Below are 14,842 nucleotides of genomic sequence, written 5' to 3' on the forward strand. Positions count from 1 at the left end.
TTACACTCGCTTCTCAAAGTATTCATTTTGCAATATTCCCATATAAATAATGTCATGCCACTTGCCATCTCTAAATAAACTTTGTCTACTGTTTCCTTCCTGACAGAAACCGAGTTTTGTATACATACGAATTGCTCTATCATTAAACGAAAATACTCTAAGAGAAACCCGATGAAGATTCATTTCGTAAAAGGCATAATCCAGCAATAACTTGAGTGCTTCCGAACCATAACCTTTCCCCCAATAATCCTTTTCTCCGATATCAATAATACACTCGGCATTTCTATTCTTATAATCAATATTTGTTAATGACACAACTCCAATTGATCGTTCATTTTCTATTTCAACGATGATGTAACTCTTCGCACTATGTGAGCCTAAAATTACTTGTTCAACAAATTCCTTTGTCGTTTCCATCGGATAAACATCTAAAGAAGGATTAGTGAAATGCATCACTTCCAAGTCATTTCTCCATTTATGATATAGTTTCGTATCTTCCGTCGTCATTTTTCTTAACTTCAATCTCGATGATTCAAATAACATTAAATCACTCCTTATTTATAATTGTTGGATTTATTAATTTTTCTAAAGAATAAAGTAAGACTGTCAGTTGATCTTTTACTATGGTTTGTTCATCTCCCAACTGGTAAGTGTCTAACATTAATCCATTCAAAAATGACAAGATAAACATTGCAATGGACCGGGAAGATTGCTGTGGTTTAAACTCTTTAGTACGAGTACCTTCTTCGATTAACTTTTCTATGGCTTCAGTTGTTCGAACATAACGTTTAGAAAGATAAGAAGAATCATCTTTAGATTTTACATAATCGGAAGACAAGAAGAATTCCGTATTTGCATGGACCAATGTTTGATCAATTTTCTCAATATAGAATTGCCATTTTTCAACCCAGTTCTTTAATTTTTCCCATAAAGTTATTTCACTAGAAGGTATAAAATAATCTATATTTTTTTGATCTTCATACTTTAAAACTTCAATAAAAGTATGGTCAATATTATTAAAATAGCTATATAATGTTCCTCTTGATACTTCAGCTTCATCCATAATGTCTTGCATGGAAGTACGAACAAATCCTTGCTCAATAAACACCTTCCTAGCTGCTTCAATCAATTCTATCTTTTTCTTCCTTTTATACTCTTCACTCACAATCGGGGCCATAAAATCCCACCTCCATAACAAATTTAACATCATACTATACACTAGTGTCGTTTTTATTATACATCATAACGACACTAGTGTATACTTTACGTTTCCCTAACTAAAACATTAATAAATCGAACTCGTTAAGTTCTACCATTTAGTCGTATTGAAGAAATCTTGAACTCTATTAATAAAAAGGCATGAAAAAACTCGGGCTCCTGTTGAGGAAAACCCGAATTTTTAATGAGTTTTATATTAAAAAAGCAAATGTTTATTCTTACAGAATTGGTGGTAAAGTTAGCAAGAGTTTATTATGGTTGCCAAGAGTTTATTCGAGATCTACATAATAGAAATAATGATTTCAATGATAAAAGAGAAACACGTATTCCGTCTGGTATGTCTCTGATTTGTGAAATAGATATGTTTATACATCCAAACCAATCTCTGATTTCTATATAGAGTTTTAGTTAATTTGGTCTTTCCATCTCACTCATGAATAACCACGAACCGAGTACCAAAACAATAATAACTACGTAAAACAGAACCGTTTTCAATTTAGGCCTACTACCATTTATTAAAACTTCAACGCCCAATGGAAGAAGTGCGATGCAGAGCCCAGTTAATGAAATAATCGTTGTCATATTTGTTCCTTTTAGCACCCCTAACGCTAAGGTAAACATCACTCCTAGAGCAAGCGAACGAAACCATCCAAAAACTTTAGACGCATATGCTCCTATAGCTAATACAATCCATCCAAAAAAGATAGAGAAATTTAATATATTAACAACATGGAACATGCCATAAAAATCTCCTACAAGGTTTGTAGCAACGTCAACGTCTGTACTTCTTACAATTTGAAAAGCGAAATGATCTACTCCCGAGTGGAACGCTCTTGCAAATAGACCAACAATGACTAATAAGCCACCCCAAAAACCTAAACGTGGTTTTTTATTACTAATTAATTGTACAAGTATTAAAACAGCTGGAAATAGTAGAATTGTTCCAATCAAAAAAAGACTATAGGATATAAGCATTAAGGTCGGATGTGTATTATAAGCAGCTAGCTGATCTGGGAAAAAGAAATTAAATCTTATTCTCAGCAAAGCAGAAATAACTAATAGGATGGGAGCTACGATTAAAGAAATTCCCCCAAGCCATCTTCCTGGAAAATTTGCTAAACCCTCATGTAATGCTTTTTTCTGTTGATTCATTTTTTCACCTCTTGCCTGGTACATACATTTTCGTAACCATCATCATCACTATTACATTTTTAGTCTTACGCTAATAACGCTAAGATAAACTAGATTTTTTTATGGAAAATAAACCAATAACTCCACCAATAGCAATCAATAAAATATCTATCGCAATTTCCCAACCTTGAAACATATCAATATAATTCACCAAAAACCAACTTTTCCCACCATTTGTCAAATGATTTAACAAACCTCCTACTCCCTGAATTAGGAGTAGTAAACTAATTCCACTAATAATTTCTTTCATATTAAACACCTCGTTCATTTTTTTAATTTAAGATACCTCTAATACCAATATTAAAAAATACTGCTCCTACTACACCTATTGCTACTAAAACTGAAGAAATCGGTGCTTCATTTAATTTTGTTTTTATATTTCTCAGAAAGTGCTGCAGTTTATCTTTAAACACAATACTAATTCCTAACAATAATAAGGAAGGTAACACCATTACAAGATTGTACCCAATTATTACAAATATAGAAGAAAAAGAATTAATTGACAGATGATTTAATAAAAAAATCGAATAGAAATAAGGCAATGCCGTTACAAATTCAATAAGAAATACAATAATACCCAAAATAATTATTCCCTTTATTGTTGTCTGTCTTGGAATCCATGACGTAAAACGTTCTATTGTGCTTTCTTTTGGTTTTATGAAGCTAACTAAAACAAGAAGTGTTCCCGTAACAGTATAGAACCAATTGATAAAATCAAATTCAGATAACTGTTCAATCAACTCCAATAGTGTATCTCCACCAAAGTACAGGAATAAACCAATCATGAAATAACCTAACTGAATAACAAGCAAAAATACAAATAGACGAGAAGATAGCTGATTAGGTTGTGTAAGTAATAAATAGCCCGTAATAGCTAGCACACCAGGACTTAATATATCAACTAAGGCACAAATGGAAATAATTAGTAGGGCTACGGATATATCAATTGATGAGGAAGGCATCATTGTTTCAATGATTTCAATCAAATAATTAGTCCCCCTTTATATAGTGTGTTACCATTAAAATAACACAATGTGTTAAAAAGATAATAACACACTGTATTAAAAAAAGGAAGTGGTTTTCTATGCCCAAAATAGTTAATCATGAGCAAAAAAGAAAATTAATTGCTGAAGCTGCATGGAAGATAATTAAAAACGAAGGAATTGAAAAAGCATCTATACGAAAGGTTGCAGCAGAAGCCGGCATGTCTTCTGGTGCTTTAAGACATTACTTCTCAACTCAGGATGAAATGCTCTTGTTTATTATGGACTACTTCTTTGATGCAGGAAAAAAACGCTCTGATCATAAAGAATGGTCAAAAGATCCATTAAAGGCCGTTGAGGAAGTTTTACTAGAGCTAGTACCAATCGATGAAGAAAAGAAAATTGAAACGAGTGTCTGGTGGATTTTTGCACTCCGTTCCCTTACGAGCCATGCATTAAAGGAGAAGAAAGACGAATTGACTGACGGTACATATGAATTAGCAAATTCAATGATTGAGATATTAACTCTAAAAGGGATTCTATCAGATTCAGTTAACGTAGAGTTAGAACGAAGTCGATTATCTGCATTGATTGAAGGTCTGTCATTTCATGCGTTGCTACGACCTGATGTGTATACTCCATTAAAGGTGAAGGAAGTAATCAGTTACCATTTAAAAACACTCTGTAATAAATAAAAAATACTGAAGTAGATAATTTATTCTCATTAGATTATCTACTTCCACCCTTTTTGTTATTAATAAAAGTATGAGTATTGATTTCCTATTGGAACTTATATTGAAGAAACCTTATTGAAAAGATATTGAAAAAGCCATCAAAAAACTCGGGCTCCTGATGAGGAAAACCCGAGAGAATATTTGATTTCTTATTGAAAAGGCAAATGTTTATTATTACAGAATTGGTGATGAAATTAGCAAGAGTTTATTATGGTTGCTAAGAGTTTAATATTGATCTACATAGTAGATTAAAGAGATAGGAAACAAGAATAAAACCTAACTTATTCAGAAAAAGACATATTTAAACACCATTAATTGATGTATTCAATGTTATACATATACATACCCTTTCTGTATAGAGCATTTCTTTGGATTCTTAATAGAAGTGAATAGCAAAAAAGGATTGAATCTTGTTTTAGATTCAACCCTTCATTTTTATCTACGTTTTTTCTCTTGTTCTTTAAAGAACTTCCTGGAGTTTTTCATACCGCCCATCTCACTAAACATATCATTTAGCTTTTTTTCTATCACAGGCACTCTTTGTTCATCTCTTGTATTTCTAATTATCATTGAATAATTTATAGCTTGTGAAAAGGGATAAAAACTGTTCGTAATTTACATTTTTTAAATCATTTATTTTCGCATGTTTTAAGGCTTTATTAAATTGATTTTTGGTAAACAGTTTTTTGTACTCCTTGTTAACCCATTTCATTACAAAGTATTTATATTTTTTTCTATCTTGATATGACATTTTTATAGGCTTTCTTTTCAATACAATTAATGAGCTATCCACTTTAGGTTTCGGATGAAAATAATGCCTAGGAATTTTTGCTAGTATAGAAATATCTACTTCTGCCATTAAGAGCAATGCTAGTGATCTGTTTGTATTTAATAATCTTTTTGCAAAACCATATTCCACAATTAAATAACTTACTGTAGCCGTACTTTCATAAACAATTTTTCTAATTATACTTGTGCTTATGTTGTAAGGTATACTTCCAAAGATTTTATATGATTTATGTTTAGGAAAATTAAATTTCAAGATATCATCATTTACAATTTGATAGTTAGCGTAATTTAAAAGTTTATCCTGAGTTACCCCACATAATTTAGGATCAATTTCTATAGCTGTCACATAATTACACCGATTTACTAATTCAATAGTAAAATGCCCTTTACCAGCACCAATTTCAAAAATGTTATCATTTTCGTTTAAATCTATCTGTTTCATTATTTTTTCAATATGATATTTTGAAGTAATAAAATTTTGACTATCCTTTATATTTACCTTGTTCATTATAACCTCTCCTATTTAGGTTATAATGAATTCCATTTTAACAATTCATTATAACCATTTATTTTTCGTTTGGTTGATAATGAACTGTATCTATTACAAAAACACTAAAAATAAGCATAATTTATTTCCCTTTCATTATTTATACAAATAACAACTTTTAGTATCTAATCTATATTATTGTTATTATCTTTCTTGTTCACCAACTCTTTTTATACTTTCTCTACATTTATATTAGCTTTTCAATATTAATTTTTGCTCTTCGATAACATATACAGAATCAGCCACTGACTTAACAAAGGTCCGATCATGTGATACGAGAAGAACTGTACCTTCATATCCATTCAAAAATCTTTCCAATGCCTCAATACAAAAAACATCCAAAAAGTTTGTTGGTTCATCTAAAACCAATACATTATACCTTCCAAGAAATAACTGACACAATACTAAACGAGTTGCCTCTCCACCACTTAGATCCTGGACATTCTTTTTTATATCATTACCAGCAAAATTCATGGCATGAAGTACAGATCGGATTTTGCTTTCATTGTAATCACTTCGATTTTTAATAAATTCCAATACCGTTTCTCCTTTTGAAAATCGGTAGTCCATTTGCTGATACGTTCCTATGACAGCTTTTGGCGAAATCGTTAACCCTTCACCATGTTTTAATATATGATGAAGCAACGTTGTTTTTCCTGATCCATTTTTTCCTGTTATAGCAATCGTCTTTCCTAAAGGAAATTGAAAGTTCACCTCTCTGAGAAGTGTTTTATCCCCAGCTTTCAGTGTTACATTCTCCCCCATTATCGGGAACTTATTGTGTAATTGAAGAGCATTTGACTGATGAAAACGAATGATTTGCTCCTCTTTAGGAGCTTCTACAGCTTCAAGTTGTTCCACTCTCTGTTCGATCGCTTTTGCTGCACGTTGTATGGATTTTTGACTCGTACCTTTTGATTTCGTTTCAAACATTCGATTTCCTTTAACTTTTGTTACTTTTTTATCTCCTTGTGTTACTTTTTCCGCCTTTTGCATTTTTTCCTCAGCAGCTTTCATGAGACGTGTTTTTTCTTTAACATATTTTTCATGCTGTTCTAGTAGTTGTTTCTTCTCAAGCTCTTTTTGACGGACATATTCAGTGTAATTCCCTGTATATTCTGTTACAGTTCCTTCTTCTACTTCCCAAATTTTTGTCACTAGTTGATCTAACACATATCGATCATGACTTACAAGTACGAGTGCACCATAATAGTACATCAATTCTTCTATAAAAAACTGCGTACCATCTGAATCAAGATGAGTAGTTGGCTCGTCAATTAATCGAGCTTCATAATAGCTAGAGAAGATTTGTGCAAGTTTGAGTCTCGTTTGTTCCCCACCGCTAAAGTTACTAATTTCAGTTTCTGGAATCGCCAGTTTCCCCTTTAAATCGTAATCAATCTCTGATTCATTAGGCGTTGTTAATTGGTCAAAATAAGCAAAATCTACGTGACGTTTGACTAGTCCACTTGACGGATGAATGATTCCTGCGAGCAACTTTAACAATGTGCTCTTTCCAGCACCATTTTTCCCAACAATTCCGATACGATCAAACTGATGTATCGCTAGTCGTTCTATTTCTAATACTGTTTTATCTAAATAATTCAATTCTATATTTTCTAGTTCAAAGCATACTTTTTCCATGTTTGCTACCTCCCGAAAATTAATAATTTCGTACCGATAGCTAGGATCGATACGAGCTTTTTGCTTTTATTTCAAGTTCAAGCTCGTATCAAAAAAATAATAAAAACTGCATGAATATCTCCTCCTATTTTGCTTTCCTTGTTATAACTGCATTTATGACAATCAAAATACCTATTATAGAAAATAATGAGGCAACATTTGTTAGTTCAATCAAAACTCCAGCCATCGCATAACCGATTGGTGTCACCAATAACGAAAGACTAGTTACAAAGCTAAAAACTCTTCCCAAGAGATGAGGTTGTATCTCTGTTTGAATAAAGGCATAGAATGGTGCTGAAAACAATGGTCCAGATAAACCAACCAAACCAGCCATCACAATAAATGCAATGAAGAATGACGGCGGTACTATACCAGATATGATTAATGCAACCCCCATCAACAGCATTCCTGTAGCCATTGTTTGTATTTTATCGAAACGATCACCTAGTACACCTAATAGTGATCCCCCAACAATTAATCCAATAGCAAAAGTAACCTCCACTATACCAGCTTCTACAACACCTCTTTCGAAATGATTTCGTGTCATAAGTGGAAAGTAAGTACCAAGCGGAATATAAAGCATAGCGACGATGGTCATTGTAATAGTTAGCTTCAAAACAACAGGATGCTTCACTATCGCATGATAGCCTTCTTTCATTTCATTAATAAAGCTACCAAATCCCCCGTCTTCTGTTCTTGTCACCCTCGGAATGTGAATAAACAATAAAATACTACTTGCAATCACAGCACTATAGACATCTAACATTAATACCCATTCGAGAGAGCTAACTGCAAGCAAAGACATTCCCACTGCTGGTCCTGCAATATTTGAAATAGAACTTATCGTCTGTCCCCAACCAGCTACCTTTGTAAGATGCTCTTCAGGTGCAAGTAAAGGTATCGACGCTTGCATTGCCGGCATATGAAATGCGGTTGCAAGGGAACGAATAACTAAAACAAATAACACCAACAAAATACTTGGTTCATAAAAGTACATCGTAATAAATAAGGTTAAACTCCCAAGTGCAACAGTCATGTCTGCTATAATCATCATCAATTTACGTGAGTAGCGATCCGTAATCGTTCCTGCAAACGGACCAACTAATGCTTGTGGTAAAAACCCAGCAAGACCTGCTAGTGTCAATACGAGCGGCGAACCATCCGTTGTATCCGTTAACCACCAAATAATACTAAATTGAACAGCAGCACTACTCAGTAACGAAAAGAACTGCCCAGTAAAAATCGCAATAAATTTTCTTTTCCAATTTTTATTTTCCATAATGTTCCCTCCAAAATAAAAAAATCACAAGCATCTGCCTGTGATTGAAGTAAAGGGAAAAAGCCCTATCCATATTTTATAAGGAAGCCATGAATAGCCGTCCACAAATAAACCTACCTTTAGTATAACAAAGGTAAAGAAAATTTGTACAAAAAATAAAGAAAGGCAGAACCATCCGCCTTTCTAAACATTCCATATCATTATCCTGAATAGAGATTGTTGTTAGTACCTATCGTTAAATAGGTTAAAAACACCCCCATAACGGGATAATAGATATCTTTTCAAATATGAAATGAAAGATTATTAAAAAAGGACAGACTAATCCCATTACTCTGCAAACACAAAACAGAGCCTTTGAACGTATTCAATTACTGGTTCAAAGCCTAAGAAACGTAGTCTCATCGAATGTGTCATTTTTTAATAATCCTCCTTACCGTTTATAAATACAGTAATTAGTATAGATAATCTTTTGTCAAAAGTCAAAGGAAAATAATGCCTATACAATCTGAGAAAGTTATTTAGCCTTAACTTAATAACTTTTCTGTTTCTGAAATAAGTTGCTGTAACATTTCTATTCCTTCTCTTGTCCTGTCAGGATCGGAAGAAATCAATGTAACGATCTGATCGATGCTATGTTTGTAACTTTTCGGTTTTATACTGAAGTTATCAATCATCCGGACTGCTTTCTTCTCATTGATACAGTATTCTTCATTTAAAGCAAATAATACTTGATTTAAACATGAAATAGTTCGGAAGCTGTGTCCCATAACATACGAAATATCATCCCTATCCACGGTATCCTTCGCAAACATTAAAGAAAAAGATGCTTCAAACATGAAATAGCCGATTATGGCATCCTTTAAGGCTTTCGGATAAGGCTTTGTCTTTGCTTTTAAATCTGAAATTTGATTGGTACGCTCAAACAATATTTTGCTAATGGAGATTTCCCCCATATACATAACATTTAGATAGGCATGTGGGTGTCCCGTATGATAATGAGTAGAAACCTTGCCCTCTAAACAATCATCAATTACTTGAGATACCCTTTTTACATCCCGAAAAATCAAATCTACATGGTACCCTTGAACGACAATCCACCCACCACCATTTATCCAAGCACCCCATTCACCCAAAGAGGTAACTAAGTTTTCTCTGTGGTCATCATCCAATTTTGTTGCTATTTTACCAACATCTTCAACATCAAATCCTGCTGACTCATCATAATAGATTCCAATGTCAATATCTGAAGTTGCGTGATTTGTACCCCTTGCTCTTGAACCTCCTAAGACTACACCAACAATGCCAGCCACATCTTTTAACTCTTTACTTATTTCATTCATAATGTTTTGCACGATCATAAACTTTCAGCTCCTTAAATATTGTCAAATTTCTCATTTGCAACTTTCGGCTAATCATTCAAAAAATACGCTAGGATATTCTACAACTCCTGAAACCTTATCAAGAACATTTGCATGTAATTCAATTGCCATGAATGCTTCATCTGGGACTTCGAAAGGTGCCTTTATCCCCCAAGTAGATGCTTTTTTGAACCCGAACTTCGGATAATATTCTGTATGCCCCAAGACGAAAACCGAATCATATTCAAGCTCTTTTGCTTTTTTTAATACTTCACTAATTAAAAACTTCCCTACACCTTTATTTTGATAATTTGGTAAGACAGATACAGGTGCAAGTGCGAGCGACTCTACAACTTGATCGTCATTCTTAATTTTTATCTTGGATAAAAGAATATGTCCCACTACTCGATTATTCTCATTATCCATCGCCACTAAAGATAATTCTGGAATAAATACATTTGAGTTCCTAATTCGAGACACCAAATTATGTTCATTGCTATCACTGTGTTCTGCATTAGCAAATGTACACTTTACCACTTCTTCAGTTACTTTATAGTCCTCGACCTGTTCTTGCTTAATTTTTATGTTCATCTTTTCATAGCTCCTGTTCTCAATTTAAGTCATAGTATCGAGATTAATCTAAAATACACTAAAAGGTATTAGGCAACTATAGATGGAGATAGTTTCATACCTTCTCGGCCAGATCTAGTTTCAATCCTTCATTAAAAAGGCAGTAACTATTTTTATATTTGGAGTAACAAATTGCTCATTTTTCAATAGTTTAAACATTGTCATTCCTTGTATGGAGGCAAAATAGAACAATGCCAACTCTGAAGGACTCCCTTCTCTAAATTGACCTAATTTTTGACCCTTTTCAATTAATCGAGTCGTTTGCTGTATCAATTCTTCACTTATCTTGTTAAGGTTTTGTAATTGTAGTGATTGGTTCTCCATTGTCAAAGATTGGTTCATCAGCATATGAAACTGAGCATATTCATCATCTTTATCAAGATCATTTAATATTTCTAGTGTAAACTGTTGAATTAACTCAACTGGAGATTCCTCACTTTGAAATCTTTCCACTAGCCTCTCCAATCCTTTAGTAGCATAAGTAACCAATTCATAAAATAAATCTTCTTTCTTTTTATAATGCCGATACATTAGTCCAATGCTGATCCCTGCACCTTCCGCAATATCCTTCACACTTGTAGCAGCAAACCCCTTCTTTGCAAATAGCTTGATAGCAGACGAATGGATTTTGTCTCTTGTCGCTATTCTCATCGCCTCAAATTGTTCTTCTGTTCTAGGCAATTTTTCTCTCTCCTTATCGCCTTTTCCTGAATCTATCAATATGGCCCTTAATTTTTTACATACTTCAAAGATAAAAAATTATTGATTCCAATCTTCTTGGCTCTCTTTTCTGGGATCGGCTTTTTTCTGTATTCTTCAAAGCCTAACTTTGTATATAGATTCATTGCCGGCATATTCGTATCTGCAACCTCTTCAATGACGTAATCATCATACGGTGTATTTTCAATGATATGTTGGATAATCTGTGTTGCGACACCTTGTCCTCTAAATTCAGGAGCCGTTCCAACAAACTCAATCGACCCAGTCTTAGGAGGGAAATTTTCATAAGGAGCTTCAAACTCTTTCTTCAAAAAGATCCCTGCAATGCTTCCTTTATAGTAACCTAAATGCTTTCTCAATTCCTTTTTATTTAATTTTACCGATTTTTTTATTCCATCTGTACATGCTGTAACTCCAGCAACTTCCCCATTTGCAATCGCCACATAAAATTGATCTAACACAAACATATGAGCAAAAGCCTTTGCGATAATCTTTTTATCTTTTGAAAAATAGCCTAGCCATTGTGTAAAACCTTCCGCAAAAATCTCAGACATCTGCTTCCTTACGTCTAAATCTGTTTTATCCGCTTGGACTATTGTAAATATTTTATTCTCTGACTTCATATATGAATCTCCTTTGATCAGTTTTAATTAATGAACATTTATTCATTATAAAACCGGAATACTATATTGTAAAGTTACAGAATTAAACGTTGCATCAGCATTCAGCATAGATTTCACTTTGCAATTTTAGGCAGAACGCTATTCGCTACATTGAGTTCGTTGGCATTCCTCCAAATTTTCATTAAATCCATCCAACCAAGGCTCTAATATTACAACCGTCAAGTTCTAATGATGAGCGAGTGTTGCAACGACTTGTCCTTTAATGTATTACCGTGATTCTTTGCTTCGTAAATGAATGATACCTACTCTTTGTATCCCCATATTACCCCTGCAAATTATCAAGATTCATCAATATGTAATTGATTTATTCACAAGAATATCATAAAATGACTTACGGGTCATTTTTGACTTTAAAGTCATTTCGAGGTGGTTTAATGAGTAAAAAACAAGAAAAATTTCAAAAGAGACATTCTCTGATATTGAATACTGCAGAACAGATTATTAAGGATAAAGGATATTATGCTTTTAAAATGAGTGATGTGTCTGATTATCTAGATATCGCAAAAGGAACTTTATATAATCATTTTCTATCAAAAGAAGAATTAGTTTTTAACCTTATTTATCCGAAGATGTCACAATCTACAACAACTTTGAAAATAATTGCAAATAAACAGACTGATGCTATTACAAAAATTAAAGAGCTAATTAGAGCAACTTTAGAAAGTTCATACTTTCAATTTGTATTACTTAGCTTTCCTGACATGGCAGCTTTATTCCAAGAAAAAAATAGTTCTGAATTAGAAAAGGTTCAAAATGAAATGATTAAATGCTTTAAAAAAGTAATTGATCAAGGAAAAAGGGAGCAAGTGTTTCATGATGAAATCTCTAATGAATACACCGCACACCAATTATTAATTATTTCGGATCCGCTTATTTATAGCCTTCTCGTTCAAAACAAAAAAATGACACACGAAGACTTCATTACCCATACTACTCGAAACTTTTTATTTGGAATTGCTCAGAATCAATCCCAATAAAGGAGATAAAGGATTATGAAAATGCAAGAGTTATATAAAATTGCCAAAGAAACCTTGAATCCAAGGAAAATATCAAGAAATGGTGAAGCCGGTCATGTTGCTTCAGCTTTATTAACCGAATCTGGTAATGTATATACCGGAGTAGCTATTACCGTTCCATGTTCGATAGGTTTTTGTGCTGAACATTCAGCGATTGCGGCTATGGTTACGGCTGGTGAAAGCAAAATCGTTAAAATTGTTGCTGTATACGAGGATGGAAGTATTTTACCACCTTGTGGCAGGTGTAGAGAATTTATAAGTCAAATTAATGATGATAATGATAATTGTGGAATTCTGTTGCCAGATCATGTGATTAGAACATTAGGTGAACTTTTGCCAGATAGGTGGGATTACAAATGGAATTAAAAATATTAAATGATCGAATGTTTTATTATCCACATCAACCTGAAACAGATCGGCCTATGTTAGCTTATTTGAAAGGTGAAAAAATTGCACTAGCTATAGATGCAGGTAATTCGGCTGCCCATGTTGACGAATTTTACACAGCGTTAGAAACTAAGGGACTAAAAAAACCCGATTTTACCGTAATTACTCATTGGCATTGGGACCATACATTCGGAATGCACCATATTCATGGTCTATCCATTGCACATTGTAAAACGAATGTGATGTTAGAAAATGAAAGGGAAAGATTACGTGATAATTCATATACAAAGTATTTAAAAGAAGAAAATGAATTTATCACTAGGGAGTATTCTGCTAATCAAAAAATCGTTGTTGTTTTATCAGATATTCAATTTAAGGATAAAATTGTTTTGAATCTCGGTGGAATAACAGCAGAAATCTTTCATACTGAGTCACCTCACTCGGAAGATACTGTAGTTATCTACATACCAGAGGAAAAATTACTATTTTTAGGAGATGCGACAAGTGAGGATTTCTTCAATGATGGATATATGGATATAGAAAAATTGAAGACATTGGTTAATCATATAGAAAATATTGATTGTGAATATTGTATTTTAGGACACACAGAACCACTTAAAAAACAAGATCTATTGGATTATCTGTATACTCTTTATTAAACATAGGGAAATACCCTTCTCTAACTTTAATCATTCAAATTAAATAATAGGACATTCCATATTTTATATTACTAATATGAATGTCCCCTTCCTTTTCATTAATTGCACCCCTTCGTGGAAGAGGAAGTTCCATCTTTTGAACAGAAAATATTTTTCACTCTGTCTTCCCTTTTTTAGGTATAAAATTCCGAACAAACCTATACTTTTTTTGGTCATGCCGAGCATATAGATAGCCAAGCACACTGAAGACAATAGCACCAATCAAGTTGACAAATAAGTCCTTCATTGTATCAATAATTCCAATATCAAGATATCCGTGATCTATAACGGTCTCAATCATATCTCCTGAAGGGTCCTTACTTTCAATAACTGTACGTTGAATATCCTCAATCCGATAAACGGCGTTGTTTTCTACATCAATACTTACACTGTTAATTTCCTGAACAATTCTGTCTTTCTGCATATCGAGATTCCCCCATCGGTCTGCGGCGTATTCAAAAAACTCCCACATAACGCCAACAGTCATAGAAAAACAGAAGGTTACTATCGCTAGAAATATTGGGCTCAAATTCATCCCCTCTGCATTCCTATTTAACAGATAGACAAGGGAAAAACCGATACCTGCCGCTAGAAATCCATTTAGCGTATGAAGTGCCGTATCCCACATTTTAAAGTAACCGTAAAAATCACTCAGTTCTCCCAGAATAGTCGAACTAAAAATAAAGACTATTATAATTAGCTCCAATAAGTTAGGTATTTCAATTTTAAACACTCGTTCCACAAGTTGCGGGATAGCAAATAAAACGAGCGTAAGAATAAGAAGAAGAGCATCCCCCCATCTTTGCATAGGAATCTGATTAATTAGCATAAAAACAGCAATTACACGAAATATAACATACACGACAACAATCTTCTTGTTGGCTGTTGTCGTGCTACTAGTAAAGAATCTTTTTATGATATTCATG

18 protein-coding genes are annotated in these 14,842 nt (G+C 33.3%); 4 read left to right on the plus strand and 14 right to left on the minus strand.

What is annotated here, in order from left to right:
• The 5 genes from BN1066_RS03520 to BN1066_RS03545 form a co-directional block, all read right to left on the minus strand.
• Positions 1-543, minus strand: a complete 543-nt coding sequence (locus BN1066_RS03520) for a GNAT family N-acetyltransferase (protein ID WP_077318126.1) — start codon at positions 541-543, stop codon at positions 1-3.
• A 4-nt stretch (positions 544-547) separates the two neighbouring features.
• Positions 548-1,177, minus strand: coding sequence for a TetR/AcrR family transcriptional regulator (locus tag BN1066_RS03525; protein WP_077318127.1), 630 nt, complete (start codon positions 1,175-1,177; stop codon positions 548-550).
• Between the two features lie 449 nt (positions 1,178-1,626).
• Positions 1,627-2,370: a hypothetical protein gene (locus BN1066_RS03535; protein ID WP_077318129.1), complete on the minus strand. Its 744-nt coding sequence runs from the start codon at positions 2,368-2,370 to the stop codon at positions 1,627-1,629.
• A gap of 79 nt (positions 2,371-2,449) precedes the next feature.
• The gene (locus BN1066_RS03540) at positions 2,450-2,659 is read right to left on the minus strand and encodes a hypothetical protein (protein ID WP_077318130.1); all 210 of its coding nucleotides are present in this window, start codon (positions 2,657-2,659) and stop codon (positions 2,450-2,452) included.
• 22 nt (positions 2,660-2,681) lie between these two features.
• Complete coding sequence (locus BN1066_RS03545; protein WP_077318131.1) at positions 2,682-3,395, minus strand: GAP family protein; 714 nt, start codon at positions 3,393-3,395, stop codon at positions 2,682-2,684.
• A gap of 98 nt (positions 3,396-3,493) precedes the next feature.
• Between BN1066_RS03545 and BN1066_RS03550 the strand changes: the two genes are divergently transcribed.
• Positions 3,494-4,087 (plus strand): TetR/AcrR family transcriptional regulator, encoded by a 594-nt coding sequence (locus BN1066_RS03550; protein WP_077318132.1) that lies wholly within the window; start codon positions 3,494-3,496, stop codon positions 4,085-4,087.
• Between the two features lie 598 nt (positions 4,088-4,685).
• Here BN1066_RS03550 and erm read toward each other — a convergent pair.
• From erm to BN1066_RS03585, 8 genes are all read right to left on the minus strand, one after another.
• Positions 4,686-5,423 carry a 23S ribosomal RNA methyltransferase Erm gene (erm, locus tag BN1066_RS03555; RefSeq protein WP_077318133.1) on the minus strand — a complete coding sequence of 246 codons (738 nt, stop codon included), beginning with the start codon at positions 5,421-5,423 and terminating at the stop codon, positions 4,686-4,688.
• Between the two features lie 58 nt (positions 5,424-5,481).
• Positions 5,482-5,541 (minus strand): erythromycin resistance leader peptide, encoded by a 60-nt coding sequence (locus tag BN1066_RS21155; RefSeq protein WP_143695751.1) that lies wholly within the window; start codon positions 5,539-5,541, stop codon positions 5,482-5,484.
• Positions 5,542-5,654: 113 nt separating this feature from the next.
• Positions 5,655-7,106, minus strand: a complete 1,452-nt coding sequence (locus tag BN1066_RS03560; protein ID WP_077318134.1) for an Msr family ABC-F type ribosomal protection protein — start codon at positions 7,104-7,106, stop codon at positions 5,655-5,657.
• 124 nt (positions 7,107-7,230) lie between these two features.
• Entirely contained in the window at positions 7,231-8,424 is a 1,194-nt protein-coding gene (locus BN1066_RS03565) for an MFS transporter (RefSeq protein WP_077318135.1), read from the minus strand.
• A gap of 524 nt (positions 8,425-8,948) precedes the next feature.
• Positions 8,949-9,782, minus strand: coding sequence for a nucleotidyltransferase domain-containing protein (locus BN1066_RS03570; protein ID WP_077318136.1), 834 nt, complete (start codon positions 9,780-9,782; stop codon positions 8,949-8,951).
• A 54-nt stretch (positions 9,783-9,836) separates the two neighbouring features.
• The gene (locus BN1066_RS03575) at positions 9,837-10,373 is read right to left on the minus strand and encodes a GNAT family N-acetyltransferase (protein ID WP_077318137.1); all 537 of its coding nucleotides are present in this window, start codon (positions 10,371-10,373) and stop codon (positions 9,837-9,839) included.
• Positions 10,374-10,493: 120 nt separating this feature from the next.
• Positions 10,494-11,093 (minus strand): TetR/AcrR family transcriptional regulator, encoded by a 600-nt coding sequence (locus tag BN1066_RS03580; protein ID WP_077318138.1) that lies wholly within the window; start codon positions 11,091-11,093, stop codon positions 10,494-10,496.
• Positions 11,094-11,140: 47 nt separating this feature from the next.
• Positions 11,141-11,755, minus strand: a complete 615-nt coding sequence (locus BN1066_RS03585) for a GNAT family N-acetyltransferase (RefSeq protein WP_253288878.1) — start codon at positions 11,753-11,755, stop codon at positions 11,141-11,143.
• 434 nt (positions 11,756-12,189) lie between these two features.
• Here BN1066_RS03585 and BN1066_RS03590 point away from each other — a divergent pair, with 434 nt between their 5' ends.
• From BN1066_RS03590 to BN1066_RS03600, 3 genes are read left to right on the plus strand one after another with little or no spacing between them, the layout of a single operon-like run.
• Positions 12,190-12,792 carry a TetR/AcrR family transcriptional regulator gene (locus BN1066_RS03590; protein ID WP_179104278.1) on the plus strand — a complete coding sequence of 201 codons (603 nt, stop codon included), beginning with the start codon at positions 12,190-12,192 and terminating at the stop codon, positions 12,790-12,792.
• A 15-nt stretch (positions 12,793-12,807) separates the two neighbouring features.
• Complete coding sequence (locus BN1066_RS03595; protein WP_077318140.1) at positions 12,808-13,197, plus strand: cytidine deaminase family protein; 390 nt, start codon at positions 12,808-12,810, stop codon at positions 13,195-13,197.
• Entirely contained in the window at positions 13,188-13,877 is a 690-nt protein-coding gene (locus tag BN1066_RS03600) for an MBL fold metallo-hydrolase (RefSeq protein WP_077318141.1), read from the plus strand. The genes BN1066_RS03595 and BN1066_RS03600 overlap by 10 nt, the downstream gene beginning before the upstream one ends.
• Before the next feature lie 154 nt (positions 13,878-14,031).
• Here the strand turns inward: BN1066_RS03600 and BN1066_RS03605 are convergent, their stop codons facing one another.
• On the minus strand, positions 14,032-14,841 hold the full coding sequence (locus BN1066_RS03605; RefSeq protein WP_077318142.1) for a DUF2238 domain-containing protein: 810 nt from the start codon (positions 14,839-14,841) through the stop codon (positions 14,032-14,034).
• Position 14,842: the final 1 nt, after the last annotated feature.

Source organism: Virgibacillus proomii (genome assembly GCF_900162615.1).
In the GTDB taxonomy this organism is placed as follows: Bacteria; Bacillota; Bacilli; order Bacillales; family Amphibacillaceae; genus Virgibacillus; species Virgibacillus proomii.